The sequence below is a fragment of the Embleya scabrispora genome (assembly GCF_002024165.1).
GTDB classification, from domain to species: Bacteria; Actinomycetota; Actinomycetes; order Streptomycetales; family Streptomycetaceae; genus Embleya; species Embleya scabrispora_A.
This window is the reverse complement of the sequence record NZ_MWQN01000003.1, coordinates 537,032-549,864: the sequence shown is the minus strand read 5'-3', so window position 1 is coordinate 549,864 and position 12,833 is coordinate 537,032. Positions and strand designations below refer to the sequence as shown.

Sequence of the window (12,833 nt, the reverse complement as noted above, 5' to 3'; positions counted from 1 at the left end):
CCCGGGGGAGAACAGAACCGTCCCCAACCTAATCGCCGCGATCCGCGATCCCCGACCCCACCTTCCCGCCCCCGGACCCCTGCCCACCGCGCCCCGACCCCTATGGTCGGGGAATTCCGGCCAGACCCCTGATGAAGACGTCGAGGCCGAATTCGATCCTGGCCTCGCGGTCTCCGCTGACCATGTGCGGCATGAGCGCGACCAGGGTCGGGAAACGTTCCGGCGGTAGGGCGGTGATGACCTCGCCCAGATACGCCTGCGCCATCGCCATCGGGTTCTCGCCCTCTTCGGCCCGCGACAGGTACAGCGCCGCCTCGAAGACGTCGGCCGATATGTAGAGCTGAAGCACGTCCAGCACCCACGCGCTCGCCTGCTCCGGCACGCCGCCGCCGCGCATGACGGCCAGCAGCCCCTCACTGATCCGCAGGGCGTTGGGCCCCGACGGGATCGCGGCCAGCGCCGCGCGGCCCAGGTCGTTGTGCGAGGCCAGGACGCGACGGAAGTCCAGTACGACCTCCTTGAGTTGCTCCTGCCAGCGGGCGGGGTCCGGCGCCGGGATCCGCACCTCGCCGAGCACGTGGTCCAAAACCAGTTCGAGCAACTCCTCCTTGCCCGACACGTGGACGTACAACGACGCCGGCCCGGTGTGCAGCTCGTCCGCGACCCGGCGCATGCTCACCGCCTCCAGCCCACCGGCGTCGAGCACGGACAGCGCCGCCGCGACGATCGAGTCCCGGCTCAGCGGCGGTCGCACCGGCCCGGCGCGACGTCGGCGCCACGGGGGCGCGGGCAGGTCCGGTGCGTCCGTGGCGGTGGATTCCGGTTGCCGGTCGCCGTTGGCGCGGGGCCCGGTCCGCGACGTTTTCGCCATGTGATGCCCGTCCTGCGTCGATCGAGGGTTGCGATCAGCGTAGTTGACCCGAACACTGGCAGACGAAGGAACGCCGTTCGTTGTAACGAACGCCATTCGTAAAGGAGTTGCCATGAACACGGACCCCACCGGCACGGGAGCCACCCGATGACGTACGACGTCGACGTCGCGGTCCGCGAGGAGGACCGCGACGCCGCGGCGGACCTCCTCGCCGAGCACTACGCCCTCGGCACGCTGGACAAGGAGACCCTGGAGGCCCGACTGAGCGACGTGCTGGGCGCCGCGACGCTCCGCCAACTGTCCGCGGCGACAGCCGACTTGCCCACACCCCGGCCAACCCCCACCCCGCCGACCTGGACCACCCGACGGCGGCACGAACGCCCGGGCCACTCCACCTCCCGGCATCGAGGCAGCCGCAAATACGCCCTCGCCGCCCTGCTGGTCGTGGCACTGTGCCTGGTCGTCGAAGACCCCACGGCCCGAATCCTCGTCGCGATCCTCGCGGCGACAGCCCTCACCCGAAAACTGCACCACCACCGAAGGACCTGACACCACCGACGGCGATCGCGAGGCGGGCGGGGCGAGGATCCGGCCTCCCGAACCCTCGCCCCGGTCGTGTGCGCCGGCGACATCACCCGCCCCAGCCCCACGCGTAGCCGGCCGAGCCTACGAAACGCGACAACGCCGGCGGTGGCGAGCGCGGCGGTGTTCGGAGGGCTCGAAGTCTGCGAACCCCGGCATTGCTCTATCTCTTCTCGCGCTTCGGAACGCGGGAATACCCGGCGTCACAGATTCTCCGATCCTCCCGATCTGCACGACTGCCTCAGTCGGTTGTGGTGATGTCGGAGGTGGTGGGGCCGTCCGTCGTTACGGCGGACTTGCCGCCGATGGCCGACATGCACGCGGGGCACAGGAGGTCGGACAGGGCGTCGTCGACCGCCGCCGTGGTGTGGTCCGGCAGCCCGACCCCACACGCGGCGGTGCGGAAGTGCGCGACGGCGTGCCACCAGCGGGTGTCCTTGCTTTCCACTGCTCGCAGGATGTGCATGACAACCTCCAGGGTGTCGGATCATCGCCGTCGTCCATGCAACTACCGCCGCTCGCCGGCCGCACCCGCACCGTGGTGTCGGGTCCGGTCGCAGAGCCGGGCAGGCGGGACACGGCCCGGAACCGGCCCACATCCGCCGGTGTCGGCCGAACGGGTGCGGCGCGGCCGGACACGCGGGCCGTCCGCGTCGTGCCCGAGTGCGTCCCCTGCCGCTCGGCATCGCGCCGGAGGCGGGAGAGACGCCGCCGATTCCCGACGGATTCCCGGCGGCGCCGGCTTGTTTTCACTGCCGCCGCCGGGCCGTCGAAATTTGACCATCGGGACGGGACGATCTTCTCGTGAATTTCGATCCCGCGAGATATGCGAAAAAGGGCGGGGCGCGCCCCGAACTCGATATACCGAGTCGAGCCGCGCCCCGCCCTGACGTTACGGCAGCGGTCTACCAGCGATACCAGCGCCCCCGCCTACCGCCGGTGCCCGCCGAGCGGAAGACGAAGCCGAGGGCCCAGACGACCAGGACGATCACGGCTATCCACCACAGAGCCTTCAGTGCGAAACCTGCGCCGAAAAGGATCAGCGCGAGAAGCAGGACTACCAAAAGGGGAATCATTGTTTTTACCTCCGACCCACGTCTGCCCCGCCCGCCGAGACACATTCCCGGGAATTACCTTGTTTTGTCTGCCGCTTCCCGGAAAGACTCCGCCGATGCCCACGTGCGCCCGGCCTCTAAGGTGTGGGAACCATGGGACTGGTTGAGATGGAGACGGCCCGGTACGACTGGAAGGCCATGTCCTGCGGATGCGGCGACACCGCCGAACACCTGGCGCCGGACCTGCTGCGGCTTGCGGGCGCCGATCCCGGACGGGAACCGCGCCCGGTCGACTTCGAGGAGCACGTCTGGTCCCCGGTCGTCCTGTGGGAGCCGGCTCCCGCGGTGACGTCGGTGGCCCTGGCAGCCCTCGCGGACGATGTGGCGCCGACGGCACGGGAGTGGTTCCTCGACCTCCTGCAGCACATGGTGGCGGGCGAGGGCACGGATTTGGCGTCGGCTCGACGAGGCCTGGATCTGCCCGAATCGTGTCGAGAGGCCGTCGAGCAGGGCCTTTGGCTTCTCTATCGCGAGGTGCTGTCGAATCCGTCGGTCGGGGCCGCCGGTGCCGCGTTCGAGATCCTTGCCGTGGTGGAGGCCGACCGGGTTCGGCTGCGCCGGGTTCGCGAGATCGCGGCCGAGCGGCTGCCGGTGTGTTGCCGAGCCGGACTGTGTGACGACGACTCGCGTGGGCCGGGTTGATCGTTGAGACCGGAAACGCTCGCGGAGCGCCGGGCCGGCGTCGACCGCGGCCACGCTCGGGGCCGCCGTTCGGGTCGGTTTGTAGGCCGCGTCCGTCGCGTTCCGTGCCAGGCGGGTGGGGCTTCGTGCATCGTGGGGAAGTGGCCCGAGCGGAGCGAATCGGGTCCACGACATGGGCGCGGCGGATGGGCTGGGGTGGGGTCGAGTGCGGGCAGGGCGTGCGGCGGTTCCGGGATCGGGCCGGGTGTCGTCGGAGCGGCGGTGGGTTGCCGTTCCGCCCGCGTTCGGGTCGGTGGTGATGGCCACGGGCATCGTGTCGATCGCGCTGTTCGCCGCCGGATTCCGCACGCTGTCGGCATTGTTCATGTGGCTCGACGTCGGTGTGTGGGTGCTGCTCGCGGCGGCCTTCGGCACCCGTGCGCTCGGTGACCCGCAGGGCTGGAGGGCCGCCGCCGCCACGCCGCCGGCGCTGACCGCCATCGCCGCGACGACCGTTCTCGGTACCCGGCTCGTGCTTTTCGGGTGGACGGGTACCGCCTGTGTGCTCCTGGCGCTGGCCGTGGTCGTCTGGCCGGTTCTGCTCGTCGACGTCGTCACCCACATGGGGCATCGCATGCCGGGCGCGGTCTTTCTCGTCTGTGTCGCCACCCAGGGTCTCGGCGTCCTGGCCGGCCAACTCGCCCTCGTGGGGGAGGGCGACTGGCTCGCGTGGGCGGCGCTCGTGGTGTACGGGCTCGGGTTGGCGCTGTACGCCCTCGCCTGCACGCGCTTCGACTTCCGGCAGGTGCTCACCGGCGCGGGGGATCACTGGGTCGCGGGCGGTGCCCTGGCCATCTCCGCCGTGGCCGGATCGAAACTGGTCGCCTCACCCGTGTGGACCGGGCTCGCGCACGACACGCTGCGTACGCTCACGCTGGCCGTCCTCGGCCTGGCCCTCGCCTGGTACGCGGTACTCGCGGTGGGCGAACTCGTGCGTCCACGCCCGCGTTACGACACGCGCCGCTGGGCCACCGTCTTCCCCCTGGGCATGACCGCGGCGGCCTGCCTGCTCCTGTCCACCGCCGCGCACGTGTCGTGGCTGGACCCGCTGGGCCGGGTCCTGCTGTGGATCGCGGTGGCGGCGTGGACGCTGACCGGTATCGGGCTCCTGCGTTCCCTGGCCGGCCGCGGCGCCCTCGGGTAGCTCCGAGCGCCGCCGACCCCGAGGACGCCGCGCCTTCACTGCCGGGCGGCGCGGCGTTCGCGCTGGGGGATCACCGTGTACTTCGGATCCTCCGCCGAGGCCATGCCCGCGGCGAACACCCCGAAGCGGGTGCACACCGAGCCCGCGAGCAGGGCGGTGCCGGCGACGGCGGCGGTGACGCGGCGGGTGGTGGGCGCGCCGCGGAGCACCCCGGACAGGGCCGCGCCCACGGCCCCGGTGACGGTGAGGGCTTCGGCGGCGCGGGTCAGCCGGCCGGCCCTGCCGGTGCGGTAGGTCTCGGCGACGACGCCCATGCGGGCGCGCATGCGGCGGGCGGCGAGCAGGTCGAGGAGCGCGCCGCCGATCGCGGTGCGGCGGGCGGGACCGGCCTGGTGGGGCGGGACCGTGAGCAGGGCCAGGCCGGATGCCGCGCCGGCGGCCGATCCGGCGAAGAGGAAGGGCAGTTCGCGGTAACCCTCGTGCCAGGCCGGTACGGCCGTGTCGGCGAACAGGACCGCGGTGTAGGTGGCCACGGCCGGGCCGAGCAGGGCGGCGCCCGCCGTCGCGGCCCGGCCGAGCCCGGGCAGCCGGCCGCTCACGTCGGTGGCCGCCGCGACGCCCGCGGCCGGTCCGTACGCCGCGAGCAACCACGAGCCCATGTTCATCGGCGAGGTCGGCTTGAACACGCGCAGCATGTTGACGAAGCGCTCCGGCCGGCCCAGGTCGTGCACGAGCGCGACGACGGACAACGAAATCCCGCCCAGCGCCGCCACCTTGCCGGTCCGCGCCAGCGCCGGCCGCCCCGTCGCCTCCGCGCCCGCCGCGAGCAGCGAGGACGCGCCGGCCAGGCCGCCCAGGAAGACGTAGCCGGCGATGTCGGTCGCCGCCCACACCGGAGCCTTGATGATCGGCCGGCCGTAATACGACGTGGTCTCGACCTTCGGCACCATCCGCGCCTCGCCGCGCGTCATCGCCGTCCTCCCCGGGACCCGAAGGCGAGCGCGACCCCGGCCGCGAGCGTGAGCGCCGCCGCACCCGCGTGCCGCCACATCGCCGGCAGGTCACGCGTGGTGACCACCGGATCCGGCGGCAGCCCGTAGACCTCGGGCTCGTCAAGCAGCAGGAAGAACGCCCCGTCGCCGCCCACGCCGTCCTCGGGATCGTGCCCGTACAACCGGGCCTCCGGGACACCGTCGGCATGCAGATCGCGCACCCGCGTCTCGGCCGCCGCGCGCAACTCGTCCAGTGGGCCGAAGCGGATCGACTCGGTCGGACACGCCTTCGCACACGCCGGCTCGGCCCCCACGCCCAGCCGGTCGTAGCACATGGTGCACTTGAACACCCGCCCGTCCTCGGGCCGTTGGTCGATCACCCCGTACGGGCAGGCGGGTACGCAGTAGCCGCAACCGTTGCAGATGTCCTGCTGCACCACGACCGTGCCGAACTCGGTGCGGAACAACGCGCCGGTCGGGCACACGTCCAGGCACGCGGCGTGCGTACAGTGCTTGCACACGTCGGAGGACATCAACCAGCGCATCGAATCACCCGAGCCCGAGCCCGAGCCCAAGCCCGAACTCGAACTCGAACTCGAACCCGACTCCGACCCCACATTCCCGTCGGCCCCGACCGCCACCGGTCGTTCCTGTTCGATGAACGCGACGTGGCGCCACCTGTTCGCGCCCAGCCCCTCGCTGTTGTCGTAGGACATCCCGGTCAACGCGAGGCCGTCCTGCGGCACGGCGTTCCACTCCTTGCACGCCACCTCGCACGCCTTGCACCCGATGCACACCGACGTGTCGGTGAAGAAGCCCATCCGCGGCGGGTGTTCGTCCCCCCATCCGGCCGCGCCCGCCGGGTCGCCCGGTCCGTGTCCGATCCCGCCGATGAACTGTGCCATGTCAGACCTCCGTCCCGGTCTGCTCGGTGATCCCCGCCCGATGCCGGTAGTCGGCGACGAACCGCAACAGCTCCGGCCCGCGCGGGCGTCGACCCGGTCGGATGTCCGCGCTCATCGCCTTGACCTCCTGGATGTGCACGTTGGGATCGAGCGTGATCGACGCCAGTTCGTTGGCCGCGTCGCCCCGACTCATTCCGTTGGGACCCCAGTGGAACGGCAGCCCGATCTGGTGCAGCGTGCGCCCGTCCACGGTCAGCGGACGCATGCGGCGCGTGATCATCACCCGGGCCTCGATGGCGGTGCGCGCGGTCACGATCGTCGCCCATCCCATGTGTTCGAGTCCGCGTTCGGCCGCCAGTTCGGGGGAGACCTCGCAGAAGAACTCCGGTTGCAGTTCGGCCAGATACGGCACCCAGCGGCTCATCCCGCCGGCGGTGAAGTGCTCGGTGAGCCGGTGCGTGGTCACCACGTACGGAAACACCTCGCTGCCCGGCTCGTCCCCGCTGGGATGCGAACGGTTGTGCCGCCGGCTGAACACCTGCCGGACCGGGTTGCGCGAGTGCTCCGGGTGCAGCGGATTGGTGAACGGCGAGTCCTGCGGCTCGTAGTGCGTGGGCAGCGGGCCGTCCACCAGCCCGCCCGGCGCGTACAACCAGCCCTTGCCGTCCGACTGCATGATGAAAGGGTCGTCGCCCGCCAACGCCTCGACGCCGCGCGCCCCTTCGGGAGGGCGATAGTCGGGGGCCCGGTCCGGTGGGAAGTCCGGGACGTCGGGCCCGGTCCACCTCCCCGCGTCCGCGTCCCACCACAGCAGCGCCTTGCGTTCGCTCCACGGCCGACCCTCCGGGTCGGCGGAGGCGCGGTTGTACAGGATGCGCCGATTCGCCGGCCACGCCCAGGCCCACTCGGCCGCGAGCCAGTCCTGTTCGGTGTGCGGCCGGCGCCGCGCTGCCTGATTGACGCCGTCGGCGTATACGCCGCAGTAGATCCAGCACCCGCACGAGGTGGACCCGTCGTCGGCCAACTCGGTGTAGGCCGAGAGGTGTTCACCCTTCGGCCCGAAGCCGTTGATCTCCGCGAGCACGGCCTCCGCGCTCGGGTCGTCGTAACGCCCCTCGGTCGGGTAGTCCCAGGTCAGATCGAGCACCGCGCGGTCCATCGGGTCGACGGAGTCCGCGAGTTCGGCGCGGATCAGCCGGCCCAGGTGATAGGTGAACCACAGGTCGCTGCGTGCGTCGCCGCGCGGTTCGACCGCCTGGTGGTGCCATTGCAACCAGCGGTTGGTATTGGTGAACGAGCCGGACTTCTCGGTGTGCGCCGCGGCCGGGAAGAAGAACACCTCGGTGCCGATCTCCTCGGTGCGCAACTCGCCCGTCTCGATCTCCGGGCCGTCCTTCCACCACGTGGCCGACTCGATCAGCGAGAAGTCGCGCACCACCAGCCAGTCCAACTCGGCCATGCCCAACCGCTGCATGCGCGCGTTCGCCGAGCCGACCGCCGGGTTCTCGCCCATCAGGAAGAAGCCCTTGCAGATCCCGTCCAGTTGCGCCATCACCGTGTCATAGGTGCTGTGCGATCCGGTCAGGCGCGGCAGATGCCCGAAACAGAAGTCGTTGTCGGCGGTCGCCGCGTCGCCGTAGTACGCCTTGAGCAGACTCACCGTGTACTTGCGCATGTCGGCCCAGTAGCCCTTGTCGGCCACCATGGTCTCGATGTAGGCGTCCAGGTCGTCGTCGACGTGCGCGTGCGGCATCGGCAGGTAGCCGGGGAGCAGATCGAACAGGGTCGGAATGTCGCTGGATCCCTGGATGCTCGCATGCCCGCGCAGGGCCTGGATGCCGCCGCCGGGCCGACCCACGTTGCCCAGCAACAGTTGCAGGATCGACGCGGTGCGGATGTACTGCGCGCCCACCGAGTGCTGCGTCCAGCCCACCGCGTAGACGAAGGCCGAGGTGCGCTCCCGACCCGAGTTCTCGGTCAGCGCGCGACACACCGTCGCGAACGCCTCCCGCGACACGCCGCAGGTGCGTTCGACGAACTCGGGGGTGTAGCGCGCGAAATGGCGCTTCAGGATCTGGTACACGCAGCGCGGGTGGGTCAGCGTCTCGTCGCGCGGCCCGTCCGCGTGCATCTGTGCGCCGCCCGAACCGTGTGACTCGCCGCGACCGGCCTCCGCGACCGACTCGCGTACCTCGCCCACCCGTTCGTCGTAGCGCGCGTCGCGGTCGCCCACGGCCGGCTGGACCGAACCGCCTTCGTAGGCCCACGACGTCTGGTCGTAGTGCCGATGCTCGGCGTCGAGGCCGGAGAACACGCCGCCCAGGTCCTCGGTGTCCCGGAAATCCTCGCGCACCAGTGTGGCGGCGTTGGTGTACGCGAGCACGAACTCGCGGAAGTCCTTGCCCTCGGTGAGCACGTGATTGATCACGCCGCCCAGGAACGCGATGTCGGAGCCCGCCCGGATCGGTACGTGCAGGTCGGCGAGCGCACTGGTGCGGGTGAACCGGGGATCGATGTGGATCACCGTCGCGCCGCGCTTCTTGGCCTCCATCACCCACTGGAAACCCACCGGGTGGGCCTCGGCGTAGTTCGAGCCCTGGATCACGATGCAGTCGGAGTGCTGGAGATCCTGCATGAACATCGTCGCGCCGCCGCGGCCGAACGTGGTCCCCAGACCGGCGACCGTCGAGCTGTGACAGACCCGGGCCTGGTTCTCCACCTGCACCATGCCCAGGCCCGTGAACAGCTTCTTGATCAGGTAGTTCTCCTCGTTGTCCAGCGTCGCCCCGCCCAGACTGGCGATGCCGAGCGTGCGGGCCACACGCATCCCCTCGTGTTCCCACTGCCAGGTCTCGCGCCGGGTGCGCACGACCCGTTCGGCGACCATGCGCATCGCGGTGTCCAGGTCGAGTTCGCCCCAGTCGCTCGCGTACGGCGCCCGGTACAGGACCCGGTCGCGGCGGGCCGAGCCCGTGGTCAACTGAAGCGTGGCCGAGCCCTTGGGACACAACCGGCCCCGGCTGACCGGCGAGTCCGGGTCGCCCTCGACCTGGACCACTCGTTCGTCCTTGACGTAGACCTGCTGTCCGCAGCCCACCGCGCAGTACGGGCACACCGAACGCGCCACCCGGTCCGCGTCGGCGATCCGCGGCCGCAACCCGGCGGTCGCGGCCGAACGCGCCGCGGCGCCGCGGCCGAGCCGATCGGCTCCGGCGAATTGGCGCCGCACGGGCCAGTCGCGCCACCACGTGCGTGGGTCCACGTCAACTCCTTGCCGGATCCGGGGCATCGACGCGGGGCGACTACCCGGGGTGACGGCGGGCATGCGCCGCGGCTGGGCCGAATGGGATCGGGCCCGGAGCGGGGGAGCGCGGCGTCAGCCGGCACCGGGGAGGCGTACGCGCAGTTCGTCCCCGTCCACTCGCGTCTCGAAGACCGGTTGCGGGGCCGTCGCCGGGCCGTGTACGACCTCCCCGGTGCACAGGTCGAAGACGCTGTCGTGCCAGGGGCAGGTCACTCGACCGTCGCGGACCTCGCCCTCGGACAGGGGGCCGGACAGGTGCGCGCACCGATCGGCCAGGACGTCGACCCGATCCGCGCCCCGCACCACCAACACCGGCGTCTCACCGACGAATCGGCGCACCGGCTTGCCGACCGGCAGCGCGGACAACAGGCCGATCGAGTGCCACCGCGACCCGTCGCCGACCACGTGGGGCACCTGTTCCGCGTGATTGACCCCGGTGGCCTGCCGGTACGCCAGATGTCCGCCGAGCAGGCCGCCGACGCCCACGGCGGTCAGGCCGGTCAGGGCCAACAGGCGCCCGCGGATCGGGCGTCCGCGCAGGCGGGCCCACAGGGATGCGGTGTACAGCCCGACGGCGACCGAGTTGGCGGCGGCGTGGACCAGGCCGACGCGTTGCTGCTGTTCGTGGGTCTGCGCCCAGTCGAGGGCCCCGGTCGCGGCGGCGGGCAGCGCGGCGCCCAGACCGACGGTGATCAGGACACCCGACGCGGGGCCGGTGCGCGGTACGAAGTCCAGCACCGAGGCGGAGATCCAGGCGCCGATGGGGACCTGAACCAGCACCGGGTGCACGGGGTGTCCGATGGGGACCCCGTGTGCGATGTCCCGGATCCTTCCCGCGGGCACCCGCCCGACGAGGCCGCGCAGCACGGAGGCGGGCCGATCGAGGCCCCGGGCCTCCTCCAGTCGGGTCGTGATCGCCGTTGTCATTCTCATGCCCGTCCGCTGCCCCGGGATCGGCACACCATGTCCGGCAGGCGGATGAACGGCGGGCGGGGCGAGGGCGGGTACGACGATCGACGACCCGACCCCTCGCGCCCGCCGCCCCGCCGCCGCGGTGCGTGCACGGCTCGGCTCAGGCCGTGATGACCTTGTGGTCGGCGCCGCCGCCGATCGAGATCTTGCGCGGCTTGGCGCGCTCGGCGATCGGGATCCGCAGCGTCAGCACGCCGCTTTCGTAGTCGGCGCGGATGCGCTCGGTGTCGAGCGTGTCGGCGAGGACGATCTGCCGGGAGAAGACGCCGACGGGTCGCTCCGAGAGCTCCATCTGTACGTCCCTGCCCTTGTCGCCGTCGTTGCCCCTGGCGATCGGCTCGCGCCGGGCCTTGACGGTGAGCATGTTGCGTTCGACATCGATGTCGATCGCCTCGGGGGTGACACCGGGCAGATCGAAGACGACCACGTACTCCTCGCCGTCACGGTAGGCGTCCATGGCCATCGCCGTCGGCCGGGCCGGGGTGCCGGGAACGAGGAGCTGCTGCGCGAGCCGGTCGAGCTCGCGGAAGGGGTCGGTACGCATCAACATCGCGAAAACACCTCCGAAAGTTTCGGTCGGAAGCGCCCTGTCGGGCTGCCTGGAACTGTTGTAGCATGTCATCGAAGCGATGACAAATGAAGACGTCATCCAAAGAGTGACGGGTGATCAGGTCGTCGAAACGATGACCATGCGGAGGTCATCCGAATGATGACGAACCGAGAGGAGTCCGATGGATACGATCGACCCCCGACGCGAACCGACCGCCGACGTCGCCCACCAGGTGGGGCCGGCCTCCTTCCTCGCCGCCGCGGCGGCCCTGGAGGTCATCGACGAGGCCGTCCGTGGCGCGCAGGAGCAACGGGGCAGGCAGTCCGGAGCGGACGCGGACCCCCGTCGGGCGCTGGCCTCGCTCCTGCTGCTGCGCGAGATTCGCGAACGACTCGCCGGATGGGAGACCGGATTGATCGAAACGGCCCGTGACGCCGGGGCCAGTTGGGCCGATCTGGCCGGGCCGCTGGGCGTGGCCAGCAGACAGGCGGCCGAGCGCCGCTATCTGCGCCTGCGTCCGGGGCCGGTCGGCAGCACCGGCGAGCAACGGGTCACCGCCACCCGCGAACGCCGGGCCGCCGACCGCGCCGCCACCGCCCGCGCCCGCGACAATGCGGCCGACCTGCGCCGCCTCGCCGGGCAGATCACCGCGCTCACCGACCTGCCGCCCGGCTCCCGGGCCCTCGTCGCCAAACTCGATCGGGCGCTCGGGGCGGACGACCCCGCCGCACTCCTGGACCCCCTCGGCGCGGCCCGCCCGCATCTGGCCGCCGCCCACCCGGATCTGGCCACCCGGATCGACGCCCTCGTGGACCCGGCGGGCGAGGGGCCGGCCGGGACCTGAGAGCCGTGTCGATCGCGGGACGGGGGCGGATCAGGCGAAGTCGGCGACGTGGTCGGCCGCCCAGCGGGCGTAGGTGCGGGGTGTCGCGCCGGTGAGGCGGGTCAGGGCCGGGGTGATCTCGGGGCGGGTGTCGACGGTTTCCTCCATCAGGTCGAACAGCGCGTGGACGAAATCGGCGTCCATGAACGTGGCCATGCCCGCGCGCACCGAGGCGGCGTCGGCCTCCTCGAAGACGAGCCGTCGGCCGAGCGCCTCGCCGAGCAGCCGCACCTGGTCGGCCTGGGTCAGCGCCTCGGGGCCGGTCAACAGGTAGGTGCGGCCCGCGTGTCCCTCGTCGGTGAGGACCCGGACGGCGGCGTCGGCGACATCGCGCTCGTGCACCGGCGCGGTGGTCGCGCCCGCGTAGGGCGCCTGCACCACGTCGCCGTGGGCCAACTGCATCGCGAACGCCAGCGAGTTGATCGCCGGGAAGAACAGCCGCAGGAACGTGTGCGCGATCCCCGTCGCGGCCACCGCCCGCTCGACCCGGGCGTGGTAGGCGGCGATCACGTTCGGCTGGACGGGCGCGCCGTCGACCACCGCGCCCGAGGACAGGAACACGACGCGGCGCACCCCGGCCTCGCGGGCGGCGTCGAGCAACGCGTCCGGGGCCGCTCCGTACGGCAGCGTCAGGAACAGCGCGGTCACCCCGTCGAACGCCTCCGTGAGCGTGGCGGGATCGGTGAAGTCGCCGCGGACCACCTCGGCCTCCGCCGGCAGCCCGGCCCGCTCGGGGTCGCGGCTCAGGGCGCGCACCGGGATCTTCGCCGCGGCCAGCGCCTCGACGGTCTGCCGGCCGAAGTGTCCGGTGGCTCCGGTGACCAGGATCATCGT

General features: G+C 71.6%; 13 protein-coding genes. 4 read left to right on the top strand and 9 right to left on the bottom strand.

Features of this window, described 5'->3' with window-relative positions; all coding sequences use genetic code 11:
* Positions 1–100: 100 nt before the first annotated feature.
* Complete coding sequence (locus B4N89_RS38190) at positions 101–871, bottom strand: TetR/AcrR family transcriptional regulator (protein WP_078981134.1); 771 nt, start codon at positions 869–871, stop codon at positions 101–103.
* 147 nt (positions 872–1,018) lie between these two features.
* On the opposite strand from B4N89_RS38190, the gene B4N89_RS38185 reads away from it, so the two are divergent.
* The gene (locus B4N89_RS38185; RefSeq protein ID WP_078981133.1) at positions 1,019–1,420 is read left to right on the top strand and encodes a DUF1707 SHOCT-like domain-containing protein; all 402 of its coding nucleotides are present in this window, start codon (positions 1,019–1,021) and stop codon (positions 1,418–1,420) included.
* 274 nt (positions 1,421–1,694) lie between these two features.
* On the opposite strand, the gene B4N89_RS38180 is transcribed toward B4N89_RS38185, so the two are convergent.
* Complete coding sequence (locus B4N89_RS38180; protein WP_078981132.1) at positions 1,695–1,919, bottom strand: hypothetical protein; 225 nt, start codon at positions 1,917–1,919, stop codon at positions 1,695–1,697.
* A gap of 439 nt (positions 1,920–2,358) precedes the next feature.
* On the bottom strand, positions 2,359–2,529 hold the full coding sequence (locus B4N89_RS38175; RefSeq protein ID WP_078973839.1) for a DUF5670 family protein: 171 nt from the start codon (positions 2,527–2,529) through the stop codon (positions 2,359–2,361).
* Positions 2,530–2,661: 132 nt separating this feature from the next.
* Here B4N89_RS38175 and B4N89_RS38170 point away from each other — a divergent pair, with 132 nt between their 5' ends.
* Positions 2,662–3,210, top strand: a complete 549-nt coding sequence (locus B4N89_RS38170) for a hypothetical protein (RefSeq protein WP_143658230.1) — start codon at positions 2,662–2,664, stop codon at positions 3,208–3,210.
* Positions 3,211–3,382: 172 nt separating this feature from the next.
* Positions 3,383–4,393, top strand: a complete 1,011-nt coding sequence (locus tag B4N89_RS38165; protein ID WP_078981130.1) for a tellurite resistance/C4-dicarboxylate transporter family protein — start codon at positions 3,383–3,385, stop codon at positions 4,391–4,393.
* A gap of 35 nt (positions 4,394–4,428) precedes the next feature.
* On the opposite strand, the gene nrfD is transcribed toward B4N89_RS38165, so the two are convergent.
* The 5 genes from nrfD to B4N89_RS38140 form a co-directional block, all read right to left on the bottom strand.
* Complete coding sequence (nrfD, locus tag B4N89_RS38160) at positions 4,429–5,364, bottom strand: NrfD/PsrC family molybdoenzyme membrane anchor subunit (RefSeq protein WP_078981129.1); 936 nt, start codon at positions 5,362–5,364, stop codon at positions 4,429–4,431.
* Positions 5,361–6,290, bottom strand: coding sequence for a 4Fe-4S dicluster domain-containing protein (locus tag B4N89_RS38155; protein ID WP_078981128.1), 930 nt, complete (start codon positions 6,288–6,290; stop codon positions 5,361–5,363). Before B4N89_RS38155 ends, nrfD begins: the two co-directional genes overlap by 4 nt.
* Before the next feature lies 1 nt (position 6,291).
* The gene (fdh, locus tag B4N89_RS38150; RefSeq protein ID WP_078981588.1) at positions 6,292–9,579 is read right to left on the bottom strand and encodes a formate dehydrogenase; all 3,288 of its coding nucleotides are present in this window, start codon (positions 9,577–9,579) and stop codon (positions 6,292–6,294) included.
* Positions 9,580–9,666: 87 nt separating this feature from the next.
* Positions 9,667–10,527: a Rieske 2Fe-2S domain-containing protein gene (locus B4N89_RS38145; RefSeq protein WP_078981127.1), complete on the bottom strand. Its 861-nt coding sequence runs from the start codon at positions 10,525–10,527 to the stop codon at positions 9,667–9,669.
* A 139-nt stretch (positions 10,528–10,666) separates the two neighbouring features.
* Complete coding sequence (locus tag B4N89_RS38140) at positions 10,667–11,116, bottom strand: Hsp20/alpha crystallin family protein (RefSeq protein WP_078981126.1); 450 nt, start codon at positions 11,114–11,116, stop codon at positions 10,667–10,669.
* Between the two features lie 181 nt (positions 11,117–11,297).
* Between B4N89_RS38140 and B4N89_RS38135 the strand changes: the two genes are divergently transcribed.
* Positions 11,298–11,960 carry a type III effector protein gene (locus B4N89_RS38135; RefSeq protein WP_078981125.1) on the top strand — a complete coding sequence of 221 codons (663 nt, stop codon included), beginning with the start codon at positions 11,298–11,300 and terminating at the stop codon, positions 11,958–11,960.
* A 30-nt stretch (positions 11,961–11,990) separates the two neighbouring features.
* Here B4N89_RS38135 and B4N89_RS38130 read toward each other — a convergent pair whose 3' ends face one another.
* Entirely contained in the window at positions 11,991–12,830 is an 840-nt protein-coding gene (locus tag B4N89_RS38130) for an SDR family oxidoreductase (RefSeq protein ID WP_078981124.1), read from the bottom strand.
* Between the last annotated feature and the right edge of the window lie 3 nt (positions 12,831–12,833).